Origin of the sequence: Actinopolyspora mzabensis, assembly GCF_900101095.1 — a bacterium.
Taxonomy (GTDB): domain Bacteria; phylum Actinomycetota; class Actinomycetes; order Mycobacteriales; family Pseudonocardiaceae; genus Actinopolyspora; species Actinopolyspora mzabensis.
Genome location: NZ_FNFM01000007.1, coordinates 209,401 through 224,607 on the forward strand (window position 1 = coordinate 209,401; position 15,207 = coordinate 224,607).

Consider the following 15,207-nt stretch of genomic DNA (forward strand, 5'->3'; position numbering starts at 1 on the left):
TCACCGCGAACGCCGGGCGCGACGGCGCAACCCGCCCAGTAGGACGAGCAGCAGCACGAGGGCCGTTCCGCCGAGGCCGAGCAGGACACGACGCTCCGATGGGGAACGCCACTCGGAGGACGAGGTGGTGGGGACCGCGGAGGTCGTGGCGGAAGCGGCTTCCCGAGCCGGTGCGGGGACGGCACCCACCGCGTTCGGCACACTCCGAATCGGGCCCAGTTGCTCGGTCGCCGACAGCAGATCACCGTCCGGTTCGAACGCGATGGCCTCCCCCTGCGCCTCGTTCGGCAGCGGAACACGCACGGGGTCCCGCCGCAACGCATCCGGCACGCTGCCGTTCGGAGCCGGATAGAGGTACGCGTCGGTGTAGGTGCGTATCGCCACCACATCGCGTCCCGGTGAGACAGCGCCACCGGTAACGACCACCGATCCGAACGAGGCGGGCAGGGGCCCACCCGGCGTGTCGGTGGGGGACAACGACAGCGTCGTCACCCGCTCCAGCCCGACCGGCTCGGAACCGTCCAGCGGTCCCACCGGGCGGTACACACCCGCCTCACCCAGCGGGCTCTTGGTGACGAGGTAGACGTTTCCCTCCTCGCCCAGCAGCAGTGCCTCGGCATCGTGCGGGCCGTCCGGATACTTCATCCGGTAGAGCTCGGCCCCGCCGGAGGGGTCGATCACGTGCAGCGCCACGGTGTCCCTGCGCGAGCTGTTGTCCCCGGTGTCGGCCAGCCACAGCGTGCCGTCGGCCCGCCGTCCGAGGTCCTCCACGTCGTAGGGATCCGCCTCAGCGGAGTGGACGCGGACCACCGAACAGTCCGACGGGTCGAGTTCGTAGACGCGCACCCGGCTACCGCCGTCTCCCACGGCGAACCAGTTCCGCTCGCCGACCGCCAGCCCCGAGAGCTCGGCGAGCCGCTCGTCCCCGGGCGTGCAGCGAACCCGTGGTGCGGGTGGCGCGCCGGTGCTCGGTTGCCCGGAGGCGTACCCACCGGTCAACGCGGAGCCGGCGGTCAGCAGCATTACCGCGGCGACGCGTCGGAACCGACTCATCCCGTCGTGGCGAACGGTTCGAGCGCGTTGGCCAGATCCGTCCGGACCTTGGCACGCACTCTGGTTCCCTCCGCGGTGTGCTCACGTGCCACGAGTTCGCCCTCGGTGTGCACCCGGGAAACGAGCTCACCCCTGGTGTAGGGCACCAGCGCGTCCACGTAGACATCCGGTTGGGGCAGCCAGTCGGCGACAGCGCGCTTGAGCTCCTCGATCCCCGTTCCGGAACGGGCGGAGACGAAGATCGCCTCGGGAAGAAGCCTGCGCAACTCCACGACCTTCGTGTTGTCCATGGCGTCGGCCTTGTTCACCACGACCAGCTCCGGCGGGACCGTGCCGCCCTGCTCGGCACTGATCTCGGTGACTACCTGGCGCACCGCGCTGACCTGCTCCTGCGGCGCGGGATCGGTGCCGTCCACCACGTGCAACAACAGGTCCGCCCTGCTCACCTCTTCCAGGGTGGAGCGGAACGCCTCGACCAGCTGGTGCGGCAGGTGCCGTACGAACCCGACGGTGTCGCTGAGGGTGTAGGGCCTGCCGTCCGGAGTGCGGGCCTTGCGCGTGGCCGGGTCGAGCGTCGCGAACAGCGAGTCCTCCACCAGTAGCCCGTTGCCCGTGAGTGCGTTGAGCAGACTGGACTTGCCCGCGTTGGTGTAGCCCGCGATGGTCACCCCGGCCACGGCGTTGGCGGCACGACGCGAGCGTTTGGTCTCGCGAATGGTGCTCATCGAGGCGAGCTCCTTACGGAGCTTGCTGATTCGCTTGTGGATCCGCCGACGGTCGGTCTCCATCTTGGTCTCACCGGGACCACGGGTACCCACACCGCCGTTGCCGCCACCGGCACGCCCACCGGCCTGCCGGGACATCTTGTCACCCCAACCACGCAGCCGCGGCAGGTAGTACTGCAACTGGGCGAGCTCGACCTGGGCCTTGCCCTCCTTGGAACTGGCGTGCTGGGCGAAGATGTCCAGGATCAGGGCCGTGCGGTCCACGACCTTGATCTTGAGCTTCTCCTCCAGCTGCCTGAGCTGGCCCGGTGCGAGCTCACCGTCGCAGATGACGGTGTCGGCTCCGGCCGCGAGTGCGATGTCCCGCAGTTCGCGCACCTTGCCCGCGCCCACGTAGGTGGCGGGGTCCGGACGATCCCTGCGTTGGACCACACCGTCCAGCACTTCCGAGCCGGCGGTTTCGGCCAGTCTGCCGAGTTCGGCGAGGGAACTCTCCGCCTGTGCGGAGGTACCTTCCGTCCAGACCCCCACCAGTACGACCCGTTCGAGCCGCAACTGGCGGTACTCGACCTCGGTGATGTCGGACAGCTCGGTGGAAAGGCCGGAAACGCGGCGCAGCGAAGCACGTTCCGCCCGCTCCATCTCGCCGATGGAGGGTTCCCGGGAGTCCGTGCGCAGGTGTTCACCGGCCGTCTGTACGTCAGCGCCGTCCGCGCCGGTGTTCCACTCGGTCACTTCGGGGCGCTCATCGGTGTGATAACGGCTTCTCAAGTAATCCTTACTCAGTCACTAGTGGGGTTATCCGGTCACGGCCCGACCGATCCGAACGAACCGCCGGTGGGTGAGGCCCGCGGTGGCACCGCGTGTGCCCTGCCCGCTCGGCACTGCCCCTCGGGGGGTGGCCGGTTCGGTCCTGCCACCCTGTATTATGGCACGACCGTCCACCGGTTTTCACCGGTTCGTACCCGAAGTGACCAGTACCGGCTCGCCGATACGCCGCCACCACTCGGCGTCGAGCTCACCACGGGCGAGGAGTTCCGCGGGGCCGGTCAGCGTAGTGGTTTCCGGGGTGACCTCGACTTCCACCGTTCCCCCCGGAACATGCACCAGTCGAACACCGTGTTCCCCGCCGTCGGCACGCAGTGCCGCCACGGCGGCGGCGACGGTCCCGGTGCCACACGAACGGGTTTCGCCGACGCCCCGTTCGTAGACCCGCATCCGTAGCGCCCGCTCGTCGAGCGGCTCCACCAGTTCGATGTTCACGCCGTGAGGGAACAGCTCGGGGTCGTAACCGGGTTGTACCGACAGGTCGAGGTCGCCGATCCCGGAGGTGACGCAGACCAGGTGCGGATTGCCCAGGTCCACCGCCAGTGCGGACATCGCATACCCCGCGACGGTGACACTGGCGTGCCCGGCAACGGCCGCGACCCCCATGTCCACGGTCACGCGTCCGTCTTCGCCGAGGAGGACTCCCCGCAGCCCCGCCCGTGTGCCCACCGGGACGGTCCCCGATGCGACAAGGCCCGATTCGAGCAGGTAACGCGCGAAGACTCGTACCCCGTTACCGCACATCTCCGCCACGGAACCGTCGGCGTTGCGGTAGTCCATGAACCACGCGTCGGTGGGGACGTCGGCGGGGAGCTCCTCCCCCAGCAGACCGCCCGGAACGACCCGCAGCACGCCGTCGGCCCCCAGACCGATCCTCCGGTCGCACAACGCGCGCACCCGCGCCGCCGTCAGGTCGAGTTCGCCCCCGGGGTCGGGCAGCACGACGAAGTCGTTCTCGGTGCCGTGCCCCTTGAGAAATTCCGGTCCCGCGTAAGACTGCACCGCCACAGTCTAGCCGCCGGGTGTGCCCGGATCCGGAACACACCGGAGGATCCGGCCCTCTCCCGTTCCGGAACGACTCGCCCACTTTCGCTTAATCCGCCCCTCCCCTGCCCAGGAGCCGGAGAATCTCCGGCACAGTGTCGGGCCGCGCCGCGTCGAACCAGTGGATTCGCTTGTCCCTGCGGAACCAGGAACGCTGCCGCCGCACGAATTTTCGGGTGGCCCGCGCGGTCTCGGCGGCGGCCGACGTCATGTCCGCCGCCTCGTCCAGCTCGGCCAGCACCTGCTGATACCCCAGCGCCCTGGAGGCGGTGCGTCCTTCCCGCAGCCCGCGGTGTTCCAACGCACGAACCTCGTCGACCAGTCCCCCGTCGAACATCTCGGCGACTCGCGCGTTGACCCTGGTGTCGAGTTCGAGCACGGAGCGGTCCAGCCCCACGAGCAGGGTGTCGTAACGAGGCGGCCCGGGTTCGGGGAGATTGGCCGAGAAGCGACGACCGGTGATCTCGATCACCTCCATCGCTCGAACCACTCGCCTGCCGTTGGCGGGCGATATCGACTCCGCCGCGGGTGGATCGAGCTCGGCGAGTTCACGGTGCAGCGATTCGGGGCCGATCAGGCTCAGCCGTTGTTGCCAGCGTTGCCGCACGACCGGGTCGGTTCCCGGAAAGTTCAGCTCGTCCAGCACCGCCTGGGCGTAGAGCCCGGAACCGCCGACCAGGATCGGCGGGACGCCGGAGTCCAGCAGCCGTTCCACATCGGATCTGGCGTGCCGTTGATAGGCGGCCACCGAGGCCGTCTCGGTGACCTCCAGGACGTCGAGCTGGTGGTGCGGGACGCCGCGTCGCCGCTCCGGGGGAAGCTTGGCGGTGCCGATGTCCATCCCGCGGTACAGCTGCATCGCGTCGACGTTGACTATCTCACCGCCCAGCCGTTCGGCCAGTCGCAGCGCCAGTTCGGACTTGCCCGTGGCGGTGGGGCCGAGAACGGCCACCGGGCGTGGCGTGGTGACGGGCATTCCTCCAGCCTAGGGTGTGCCGCACGGCCGAAGCAGCGGTACACCCGCCCCGCTCGGTGCGCACGCGCGGCCGACACGCGGTAGTCGGGAAAAAGCCTTCCTACCGTCAACAGGGTGGTGCCGTCCAATATCGTGGTAGAGGCACATTCATGACGGAAGCCGTAAGCGGCGCTGTCGGCCGGTGCGGACCGGGGTTTCTTCGACCCGGTGCGCGTTCCAACCGGTCCGCACCGGCGGTGTCAGCCCCGGGAACCGACGGTTTCGGCGGTCTCGGGCTGGTCGACACGCGCCCGGGCTGTTTGAATGCGCCGACGGCGACATATCCGACGACTTGTCGCCGGGTGCTTCGGCCCCGTCCGACGACGGGGCGCTCGTGCTCCGCACGAGCACTGAGCGGGCAGAAGGAGGAAGCCGGCCATGACAGACCAGGACACGACGCCGAACACCGCCGACGCGTCGGCGGCCGCGGACTCGACAACGAGCGGTTCGGGACGTGGCGCCGCACCCGCGGTACCGATCGCTTCCGGCGATCCGGCGCGCTGGGGCCGGGTCGACTCCGAGGGGGAGGTTTACGTACGAACCTCCGGGGGAGAACGGTTCGTCGGCTCGTGGCAGGCGGGAGACGCCGACGAAGGACTGGCTCATTTCGCTCGGAGGTTCGACGACCTCCGCACCGAGGCCGAGCTGCTGGAGACGCGGCTCTCCTCGGGCTCGGGAGATCCGAAACAGGCGCTGTCCAGCGCCCAACACCTGCGTGACGGGCTCCCCCAGGCCTCCGTGGTCGGCGATGTCGACTCGCTGGCCGCACGGCTGGAACACATCGTGACGCGCGCCGAGCACGCGGTGGAGCAGGCCAAGGCCGAGCGGGAGAAGGCACGCGCCGAGGCGGTGGCACGTAAGGAAGCGCTGGTCGAAGAGGCGGAACAGATCGGGGCGGAGGCCACCAACTGGAAAACCGCGGGCGACAGGCTGCGTGCCATCTTCGAGGAGTGGAAGAGCGTTCGGGGCGTCGACCGCAAGACCGACGAGCAGCTCTGGAAGCGATTCACCAAGGCCCGTGACGCTTTCAACCGGCGCCGGGGGTCCCACTTCGCGGAACTGGACCGGCAGCGCAACGCCGCCAAGGAACGCAAGCAGGAGCTGGCCGACGAGGCCGAGTCGCTGACCGAATCCACCGACTGGGGTCCCACGGCGGACCGGTACAAGCAGTTGATGAGCGAGTGGAAGGCGGTGGGGCGCGCCCCCAAGGACAGCGACGAAGCGTTGTGGAAACGTTTCCGTGCCGCGCAGGACAAGTTCTTCTCCCGCCGTTCCGAGGCGTTCGCCGAGCGCGACGCCGAGTTCGCCGAGAACGCCAGGCTCAAGGAGGAGCTGTTGGCCGAGGCGGAGCGGATCGACGCCGACGCGGACCCGAACGCCGCCCAGGCCCAGCTGCAGCGCATCCAGCGACGCTGGGACGAGATCGGCAAGGTGCCCCGGGAACGCATCCGCGAGCTCGAGGGCAGGCTGCGCGCGGTCAACGACCGGGTGCGCTCGGCGGCCCAGCACGAGTGGCGTCGCACCGATCCGGAGGCCCAAGCCAGGGTCGAACAGTTCCGCGAGCGGGTGGAGCAGTACGAGCAGCAGGCCGCCAAGGCACGGTCGGCGGGTAACGAGAAACGCGCCAAGGAGGCCGAGCAGCAGGCGCGGCAGTGGCAGGAGTGGCTCACCGCAGCGGAGCACGCCCTGACGGACCGCTGAGCGCCGGGTGAACCGATCGGCGGGCGCAGCGGGGTCGGCCGTGTTCCCGGGCCGGGAAACGGACGACCTCGGTGCCCGCCGAGCGGTACCGCCGAGCCGTCACCGCGAAGAACCGCGGTCCACGAGGGTCAGGCGCGGGACCAGACGATCCGCAGCCACTGACTGGCCAGCACTCCCATCGCGATCACCGCGATGACCAGACCGAACGAGGGGCCCGGCTCTCCGGCCTCAGCCGTCTGCCTGGACCAGATGGCGATGACTCCCTCCACCGTGACCACGCAGCAGAACATCGCCGCCAACCATGCGATCGCCCACCGACGCGTGGCCAGGGCCAGCGCCCCGAGCAGTACTCCCGCGATGGCGGAGTTGATGGAGAACAGCCGGGGAAGCAGCCCGACACCCAGGGCCGGATCCGCCTGGCCCGCCAGGATCTGCCATCCCGGGGCGTCACCGACCCAAGGCAGCACCGCGGTCAGCACGAGAACCAGCATGATCCCGGTTATGACCAGCGCCCGCACCCCCGGATCGATCACACGGCCGATCTCCCGCTCGGCACGGGACAGTTCGGTGCGGAACCGCTGCTGCTCGCCCTGGTCCACTGGCTCGTCTCCATCCGAAGGCGGTTGCCCGGCACCGGAATTCTCGCTCAACATCCGCACCCCTGCTCGGCGGCACCGTCGGTGCTCGCGGCGCTCGGAGCGCCGAACGAGGGCAGACCGAGACCGACTCCCGAGGTCTTGGGGCGTTGCCCCGCCTCCCAGCGATCACCGGCCACGGTACGACGGTGTCGGTGCACGCCACCGTCCGCGAGCAGATGGTGGGGCGCCGCCCTGCTGATCGTGGTGTGCACGAGATCGCCGGGACGGAGTTCACCGTCCGTGGCTCCCTCCGGCGTGAAGTGCACCAACCGCCCGTCCCTGGCGCGGCCCGACCTGCGCTCGGTGTGCGCGTTCTTGCGCCCCTCGCCCTCGGCGACCAGCAGCTCGACCTCGCTTCCCACCAGTTGCTGGTTGGCCTCCAGCGAGATCTCGTTCTGCAGCTCGATCAGTCGGTCGTAGCGCTGCTGCACGACCTCCTTGGGAAGCTGTCCTTCCATCTCGGCGGCGGGAGTGCCGGGACGCTTGGAGTACTGGAAGGTGAAGGCGCTGGCGAATCGTGCCCTGCGCACCACGTCGAGAGTCGCTTCGAAGTCCTCCTCGGTCTCCCCGGGGAACCCGACGATGATGTCGGTGGTGATCGCCGCGTGCGGCATGGCCTCGCGCACCTTGTGCACGATGTTGAGGAAGCGCTCGGCGCGATAGGAGCGGCGCATCGCCTTGAGCATGCGGTCGGAGCCGGACTGCAGCGGCATGTGCAGCTGGGGGCACACGTTGGGGGTTTCGGCCATCGCGTCGATGACGTCGTCGGTGAAGTCGCGGGGATGCGGTGAGGTGAAACGTACCCGCTCCAGCCCCTCGATATCGCCGCAGGAACGCAGCAGCTTCCCGAATGCGTAGCGGTCACCGAACTCGACGCCGTAGGCGTTGACGTTCTGTCCGAGCAGGGTGACCTCGAGAACCCCCTCGGAGGCGAGCGCGCCCACCTCGGCCAGCACGTCCCCGGGGCGACGGTCCTTCTCCTTGCCGCGCAGCGAGGGAACGATGCAGAAGGTGCAGGTGTTGTTGCAGCCGACCGAGACCGAAACCCACCCGGAGTAGGCGGACTCGCGACGAGCGGGCAGCGTGGAGGGGAACTGGTCCAGCGACTCCAGGATCTCCACTTCGGCTTCCTGGTTGTGCCTGGCTCGTTCGAGCAACGTAGGCAACGACCCCAGGTTGTGCGTGCCGAAGACGACGTCCACCCAAGGCGCGCGCCGAACTATCTCGCCGCGATCCTTCTGCGCCAGGCATCCCCCCACCGCGATCTGCATGCCGGGGTTCTCCCGCTTGGCGGCACGCAACCGCCCGAGGTTCCCGTAGAGCCGGTTGTCGGCGTTCTCCCGTACCGCGCACGTGTTGAACACGACCAGGTCGGCGGGGTCGTCGCCCGCCTCCCGCACGTAACCGGCTTCTTCCAGCACCCCGGACAACCGCTCGGAGTCGTGCACGTTCATCTGGCAGCCATACGTGCGCACTTCGAATGACTGAGGCACCCGCTTGTCCGTCACGCTCCCACCATATCCCCTGGTGGAAAGCACTCATTCGTGGTACGGGAACCGAGGGCGTCGACCGGGGCGCCCCGAGGCCGCGGTCCAGGTCACCGGAGGTCACCGGCCTCGCGTTGCTGCTCGTCGGACGGTGCTGGTGAGCGCGGAACGCGCTCCTACCCGGATGCGAGGACCGGATGCGAGGAACCGCCGGCGCTCGCGGCTGGGGTCGTGATCAAGACGGCGAACCGACAACGGTGGGCCGGGACCGCCACCGGAGCCGACGGGACGCACCGGACCGAGCAACCCGATCACGGAGCGCGGACACCCTCCGTGACGGGTCGACCCGCCCACGCGTTCGATGCCGCGAACAACACCCTGCAATCGGTGAATGTAATCGAGTCGCAACATCAGTCGACCGATCGGTGCTGGACGCAGCGGCTCACGCGCCTTAGGTTGCCCTCATCGTGTCCGCCGTTTCCGACCGATCTGGAGATCGAATGACCGAAGTTTCCACGGATACGCCGATGATCCGGGTGTCCGCGGTCGACAAGTACTTCGGGTCACTGCACGTGCTCAAGGACATCAACCTTGAAATCCCCCGTGGTCAGGTCGTGGTGGTTCTCGGACCCTCGGGTTCGGGCAAGTCCACCCTCTGCCGAGTACTCAACCGGCTTGAAACGATCGATTCGGGCGCTGTCGCCGTCGACGGAGTGCCGCTCCCCGAGGAGGGGCGCGCGCTCGCCGAACTCAGGGCGGACGTCGGGATGGTGTTCCAGCAGTTCAACCTGTTCGCGCACAAGAGCATCATCGACAACGTCACCCTGGGGCCGATCAAGGTTCGAAAGCTCGGCAAGGACGAGGCACGCGAAGAGGGTATGCGGCTGCTGCGCCGGGTGGGGATCGCCGATCAGGCGGAGAAGTACCCCGCGCAGCTCTCCGGCGGGCAACAACAGCGCGCGGCGATCGCACGGGCACTGGCCATGCGGCCCAAGGTGATGCTCTTCGACGAGCCGACCTCGGCACTGGACCCGGAGATGGTCAACGAGGTGCTCGAAGTGATGGCGGGGCTCGCCGACGAGGGCATGACGATGCTGGTGGTCAGTCACGAGATGGGATTCGCGCGCCGCGCCGCACACCGGGTGCTGTTCATGGCCGACGGCGAGGTCGTCGAGGACAGCTCCCCCGAGACCTTCTTCGACTCGCCCGGATCGGAGCGCGCCAAGGACTTCCTGGGCAAGATCCTCACTCACTAGATCCGGGTCACATCCGGACGTCGATCGGTTTCACGACCACCACTGGAAGGGACACCCATGCGTAACGGCAAGCTGACCGCCGCGGCGATCGCGGCGTCGACGGGCCTGCTGCTCAGCGCCTGTGGCAGCGGTTCGAGCTCCGAGGAGGGCTTCTCCGCCCCAGTCGCCGAGAACCCCTCGTTCGAGCAGGGCACCACGATGGCGGAATACGCCGACTCCGGCGAGATCACCATCGGGACCAAGAAGGACCAGCCGCTGTTCGGGCTGGAGAACCTCAACGGCGAGATGCAGGGCTTCGACGTCGCCATCGGCGAGATCATCGCCGGCAAACTCGGCATTCCGGCTGACAAGATCAACTGGAAGGAAACACCGAGCAAGAACCGCGAGCTCTACATCGAGCAGGGCAAGGTCGACATGGTGGTGGCCACCTACACGATCAACGACAAGCGTGCCGAACGGGTCACTTTCGCCGGGCCGTACTACGAGGCCGGCCAGGACCTGATGGTCAAGCAGAGCAACGACTCGATCACCGGCCCGGAGTCGCTGCGGGACAGCGAGGCCAAGGTGTGCTCCGCGCGGGGCTCCACGCCCTCCGAGCGGATCCGCGAGTACATCGACCCCTCCCGGCTGGTGCTGTTCGACACCTACTCGAAGTGCGCGGACGCGCTGCGCAACGGCCAGGCGCAGGCGGTGACCACGGACAACTCGATCCTGATGGGCCTGGTCAGCGAGAACGAGAACCAGTTCAAGGTGGTCGGCAACACCTTCAGCGAGGAGCCCTACGGCATCGGGATCACCAAGGGCGACACGAAGTTCTGCCAGTTCATCAACGACAGCCTGCGGACAGCCGCCGAGAACGGCACCTATCAGGAGGCCTGGAACTCCAGCGCGGGCAAGGTTTCGGAGAAGACACCGGAACTTCCCGAGCTGCAGTCCTGCGGCTGAGCCCAACCCGTCTGTGTGAGGGGGCACCGGCGATCCCGGTGCCCCCTTTCAGCTCGCTGGAGTGAACCGTGCAAGTCCTTATCGACAACTATCATCTGTATCTGCGGGGGCTGGGCACAACGCTGCAGATCTGCCTCTACGCGGGACTGCTGACCCTTGTGGTGGGCACGTTCATCGCGGGCTGCCGCGTCGCCCCGCTCACCCCGCTGCGGGCGTTCGGCACCGCCTGGGTGACGGTGTTCCGGAACTGCCCGCTCGCCGTGGTGCTGTTCTTCATGGCGTTCGGTATCCCGGCACTGGGGATCAACGCCTCGTACTTCGTGTTCGGCACCATCGGACTCGCGCTGTACACCTCGGCGTTCGTCTGCGAGGCGATCCGCAGCGGTATCAACGCCGTCTCACCGGGCCAGGCGGAAGCCGCTCGTTCCGTGGGCCTCGGTTTCGGGCAGACCCTGCGACTGGTGATCCTGCCGCAGGCGGTGCGCAGCATCATCCCCCCGCTGGGCAGCGTGATGATCGCGATGATCAAGAACTCCGCGATCGCGGGGGCGTTCGGAATCGGTGGCGATCTCTACGCGGTGGGGATCCGGCAGTCCTCCGCCCAGGGTGAGGAGATCATCCCGGTGTTGCTGGGTGTGGCGCTGGGCTATCTGATCATCACCATCCCGGCCGGCCTGCTGCTGGGGTACGTGGAACGGAAGGTGGCGATCGCACGATGAGCGAATCCGTGCTCTACGAGGCTCCCGGACCACGCGCCAGGCTCCGCGCCCGCTACGCGAGCGTGCTCACCGGGCTCGTGCTGCTCGCCCTCTTCGGCTGGGTGATCTACCGACTGGCTCAGGGCGGTGAGTTCACCTACGAGAAGTGGGGCCCGCTGATCGACCCCACCAACGAGAGCTTCACCCCACTGTGGACCCTGCTCGGCAAGGGGTTGGGCAACACCCTGCTGGCAGCCGGTTGGTCCATCCTGTTCTCACTGGTGATCGGCACGATCCTCGCGTTGACCAGGGTGACGGCCGCAGCGTGGTACCGCTGGGCCGTGGTCGGCGTGATCGAGCTGCTGCGCGGCACCCCGGTGGTCGTGCTGATCTTCTTCGCCTACCAGGCGCTGCCGGTGATGGGCCTGGACCTGCCGGTGATGTGGTCGCTGGTCATCGGGCTGACCGCGTACAACTGCGTGATCATCGCCGAGATCGTGCGAGCGGGGATCGACTCGCTGCCCAGGGGCCAGAGCGAGGCTGCCTACGCCGTGGGGATGCGTCGCGGCCAGGTCATGTTCAACGTGCTGCTGCCGCAGGCCTTCCGTGCCATGCTGCCCGCGCTGATCAGCCAGTTGGTGGTGGTTCTCAAGGACACCTCGCTCGGCTTCACGATCAGCTACCCCGAGTTCGTACAGCGGGGTGAGACCGCCATAGAGAACCTCGGCAACCCCATTCAGCTCTACCTGTTCATCGCGTTGATCTTCATCGTCATCAACTACACGCTGAGCAAACTCGCGGTGTACACCGAGCGCAGGCTGAGTCGCGGTCGCAAGTCATCGGCGACCGCGGAGCCGGAAAGCGCCGCCACCACCGGGGACTGAGCCAATCCCCTCCGACGAGCGTGGGACACGTCGCGGCTGCCGCGGACGTGTCCCACGCTCGGGCCCGACGGGCGGGCCCCACTCTGCAACACCGACGAAGTGGCGGTATCCGCCCGCTCGAATCCCCGAACCACAGGCCCGAATCGCGGGGCGGGTCATCCTCGGCGAACGTTTCAACCGGAGAGCTCGGGGGCTCGCGCGTCGGGACGCCTGTCGCGCAGCGTCTCGTCCGCCGCCTCCGCCCAGCGCCCGTCGTCGAGCGCGGCGGCCAGCACCGCACGCAACCGGTCGCGAAACCTCGCGTCACCCTCGGCGACTCCGACCAGCCGTGCCACGGGCCGGGACTCGGGGCCGGTTACGACGTAGGGGGCCACCACGGTCACTCCGTCCGCCTTCCGGTCGAACCCACCGAGCAGCACATCCACGCTGCCCCGCGAGAGGGCCCCGGTCCGCAGTGAGGCGGGCAGTCGGCGGAACGCGACGTCGGACCGGGATTCCAGCCCCACTCCCTCTGCCAGCAGCCCGGCCATCCGGACGTCGAAACCGCGATACCGCCCGTCGGTTCGGCGCAGGAAGTCAGCGGAGTCGGTGGGCACGCCCACGAGCAGCTCGCCGCGTCGCCGGATCTCGGAGAGGGCGGGCGACCCCGGCAGCCGCGCGCCCTCACTCGAGCTCGGCGCCGACGTCCCCACACCGGCGGACGACTCGGCGCTCCGCTGCTCGGGTGGGAGCACCGCGGCTCCCCGCTCACCCTCGGTGGTCGCGCAGGCCGAAAGCAGCGATACGAAAACCAACCCGAGCACCGCACGGGGAACCGCTCGTAGCCACATGCCCGTAATCATCGTCCCGCTCGTCACGCGGTGTCCACCTGCCTCGGAGAACATTGCTGTAGGCTCGTGGCCGACTGGATCGGTTGTGATACGTGGTTAACACCGGATAAGGTCCGCAACCGGTTCATACCAATCGAGGCGCCAATGTCGTCGCCCGTCCGTACCGCACCCCCGTACGCACCGGGAGGCGATGAGTGACACCGACAGACGTGCACCCCGTGATTCGCGAAGTCACCGAACGTATCGCCGAGCGCAGTTCCACGACGCGCCGCGACTACTTGGAACGGCTTCGCGCCGCGAAACACACCGAACCCGCCAGGGCGAACATGGCCTGCAGCAACCTCGCCCACGGTTTCGCCGCCATCAGCGGCACCGATCGCGAGTCCGTGAAGGGACTCGTACGTCCGGGTGTGGCGATCGTTTCGGCGTACAACGACATGCTCTCCGCGCACAAGCCCTACGCGGAGTTTCCGGACTGGATCAAGGAGGCCGCCCGCCACGAGGGCGGCGTGGCACAGTTCGCGGGCGGCGTTCCCGCCATGTGCGACGGCATCACGCAGGGGCGCGACGGGATGGAACTTTCCATGTTCTCCCGCGACGTGATCGCGATGGCGACTGGTGTGGCGCTGTCGCACGAGATGTTCGACTCCGCGCTGCTGCTGGGGATCTGCGACAAGATAGTGCCCGGACTGCTGATCGGCGGACTGACCTTCGGGCACCTGCCGATCACCCTGGTACCGGCCGGTCCGATGCCCTCCGGACTCCCCAATGGGGAGAAGAGCCGGATCAGGCAGCTGTTCGCCGAGGGCAAGGCCACTCGGGAGGAACTGCTGGAGGCCGAGTCCGCCTCCTACCACTCCCCCGGCACCTGCACGTTCTACGGCACGGCGAACTCCAACCAGCTCGTCGTGGAGATGATGGGGCTGCACCTGCCGGGCTCCACCTTCGTGCCGCCGGGAACACCGCTGCGCAGGGCACTGACCGAGGAGGCGGCCCGAAACGCGGTCCGGGCCGCGAAGTCCGAGGAGGCCCCCTCGATCGGGGAGATCATCGACGAGCGCGCCATCGTCAACGGTGTCGTGGCGCTGCTGGCCACCGGCGGTTCCACCAACCACACCATGCACCTGCCCGCCGTGGCCTCGGCCGCGGGAATCCAGCTGACCTGGGACGACTTCTCCGACCTTTCCTCGGTGGTGCCGCTGCTCGGCAGCGTCTACCCCAACGGTTCCGCCGACATCAACCACTTCACGGCAGCGGGCGGAGTGCAGACTCTCGTCTCCGAACTGCTCGAGGCGGGACTGGTGCACCCGGACGTGCGAACCGTCGCCGGCGACGGGCTGGAACGCTACCGTGAACAGCCCTTCCTCGAGGACGGCGAACTGGTCTGGCGGGAAGGCCCCGGCCGGAGTCTGGACACCAGCGTGTTGCGCGGCGTCTCCGACCCGTTCGACACCGAGGGCGGCCTGCGGGTGCTCGAGGGCAACCTGGGGCGTTCGGTCATGAAGGTCTCGGCCGTCAAGCAGCAGCACCGTTCCGTGACGGCCCAGGCACGGATATTCGACGACCAGGAGCAGTTCAAGGCCGCCTTCAAGGCCGACGAACTCAACCGCGACGTCGTGGTGGTCGTGCGCAACCAGGGGCCGCAGGCCAACGGGATGCCCGAGCTGCACGGGCTCAGCCCGAGCCTCGGCGTGCTGCAGGACCGGGGCCACCAGGTGGCGCTGGTCACCGATGGACGCATGTCCGGCGCCTCCGGCAAGATTCCCTCCGCGATCCAGGTAACCCCCGAGGCCAGCACGGGGGGCCCGCTGGCGAGACTCCGCGACGGTGACATGCTCCGGGTCGACGGCGAACAGGGCACCCTGGAGGTGCTGGTCCCCGACGAAGAGCTCGCCTCACGAGAGCCCGCCGCCCCGGCGGCACTGCACCAGTTCGGCACGGGACGCGAACTGTTCGCCACCTTCCGGCAGGCTGTCGGCAGGGCCGACCAGGGTGCCAGCGTCTTCCCCACGCCGGAACAGCAGACGCAGGCGCAACAGCCACAGGCACAACAGCAGTCCCGCGACGAAGTCTCCGCCTGAGCCAGCACCGAACGGATTTCAC

Annotated in this window: 13 protein-coding genes; 6 read left to right on the top strand and 7 right to left on the bottom strand. The window is 68.3% G+C overall.

Features of this window, described 5'->3' with window-relative positions:
• The 4 genes from BLR41_RS13560 to miaA form a co-directional block, all read right to left on the bottom strand.
• Entirely contained in the window at positions 1–1,053 is a 1,053-nt protein-coding gene (locus tag BLR41_RS13560; protein ID WP_092628633.1) for a hypothetical protein, read from the bottom strand.
• Positions 1,050–2,420, bottom strand: coding sequence for a GTPase HflX (gene hflX, locus BLR41_RS13565; protein ID WP_092628795.1), 1,371 nt, complete (start codon positions 2,418–2,420; stop codon positions 1,050–1,052). Before hflX ends, BLR41_RS13560 begins: the two co-directional genes overlap by 4 nt.
• 309 nt (positions 2,421–2,729) lie before the next feature.
• Positions 2,730–3,608 carry a diaminopimelate epimerase gene (dapF, locus tag BLR41_RS13570; protein WP_092628796.1) on the bottom strand — a complete coding sequence of 293 codons (879 nt, stop codon included), beginning with the start codon at positions 3,606–3,608 and terminating at the stop codon, positions 2,730–2,732.
• A gap of 91 nt (positions 3,609–3,699) precedes the next feature.
• Positions 3,700–4,626 carry a tRNA (adenosine(37)-N6)-dimethylallyltransferase MiaA gene (gene miaA / locus BLR41_RS13575; protein ID WP_092628635.1) on the bottom strand — a complete coding sequence of 309 codons (927 nt, stop codon included), beginning with the start codon at positions 4,624–4,626 and terminating at the stop codon, positions 3,700–3,702.
• Positions 4,627–5,043: 417 nt separating this feature from the next.
• Here miaA and BLR41_RS13580 point away from each other — a divergent pair, with 417 nt between their 5' ends.
• Positions 5,044–6,366: a DUF349 domain-containing protein gene (locus BLR41_RS13580; RefSeq protein ID WP_092628636.1), complete on the top strand. Its 1,323-nt coding sequence runs from the start codon at positions 5,044–5,046 to the stop codon at positions 6,364–6,366.
• A 128-nt stretch (positions 6,367–6,494) separates the two neighbouring features.
• Here the strand turns inward: BLR41_RS13580 and BLR41_RS13585 are convergent, their stop codons facing one another.
• Both BLR41_RS13585 and miaB read right to left on the bottom strand, forming a co-directional pair.
• Positions 6,495–6,965 (bottom strand): Rv2732c family membrane protein, encoded by a 471-nt coding sequence (locus tag BLR41_RS13585; protein ID WP_245694159.1) that lies wholly within the window; start codon positions 6,963–6,965, stop codon positions 6,495–6,497.
• A gap of 47 nt (positions 6,966–7,012) precedes the next feature.
• Entirely contained in the window at positions 7,013–8,497 is a 1,485-nt protein-coding gene (miaB, locus tag BLR41_RS13590) for a tRNA (N6-isopentenyl adenosine(37)-C2)-methylthiotransferase MiaB (protein WP_092628798.1), read from the bottom strand.
• Between the two features lie 521 nt (positions 8,498–9,018).
• Here miaB and BLR41_RS13600 point away from each other — a divergent pair.
• The 4 genes from BLR41_RS13600 to BLR41_RS13615 all read left to right on the top strand — a co-directional run bounded on the left by BLR41_RS13600 (position 9,019) and on the right by BLR41_RS13615 (position 12,274).
• Complete coding sequence (locus BLR41_RS13600) at positions 9,019–9,747, top strand: amino acid ABC transporter ATP-binding protein (protein WP_176797983.1); 729 nt, start codon at positions 9,019–9,021, stop codon at positions 9,745–9,747.
• A 57-nt stretch (positions 9,748–9,804) separates the two neighbouring features.
• Complete coding sequence (locus BLR41_RS13605) at positions 9,805–10,692, top strand: glutamate ABC transporter substrate-binding protein (RefSeq protein ID WP_092628641.1); 888 nt, start codon at positions 9,805–9,807, stop codon at positions 10,690–10,692.
• A 68-nt stretch (positions 10,693–10,760) separates the two neighbouring features.
• Positions 10,761–11,411: an amino acid ABC transporter permease gene (locus BLR41_RS13610; protein ID WP_092628642.1), complete on the top strand. Its 651-nt coding sequence runs from the start codon at positions 10,761–10,763 to the stop codon at positions 11,409–11,411.
• Complete coding sequence (locus tag BLR41_RS13615) at positions 11,408–12,274, top strand: amino acid ABC transporter permease (RefSeq protein WP_092628643.1); 867 nt, start codon at positions 11,408–11,410, stop codon at positions 12,272–12,274. The genes BLR41_RS13610 and BLR41_RS13615 overlap by 4 nt, the downstream gene beginning before the upstream one ends.
• A 173-nt stretch (positions 12,275–12,447) precedes the next feature.
• On the opposite strand, the gene BLR41_RS13620 is transcribed toward BLR41_RS13615, so the two are convergent.
• Positions 12,448–13,116 carry a type 2 periplasmic-binding domain-containing protein gene (locus BLR41_RS13620; protein ID WP_245694161.1) on the bottom strand — a complete coding sequence of 223 codons (669 nt, stop codon included), beginning with the start codon at positions 13,114–13,116 and terminating at the stop codon, positions 12,448–12,450.
• Positions 13,117–13,298: 182 nt separating this feature from the next.
• Between BLR41_RS13620 and edd the strand changes: the two genes are divergently transcribed.
• Positions 13,299–15,185, top strand: a complete 1,887-nt coding sequence (gene edd, locus BLR41_RS13625; protein ID WP_092628646.1) for a phosphogluconate dehydratase — start codon at positions 13,299–13,301, stop codon at positions 15,183–15,185.
• The last annotated feature ends 22 nt before the right edge of the window (positions 15,186–15,207 follow it).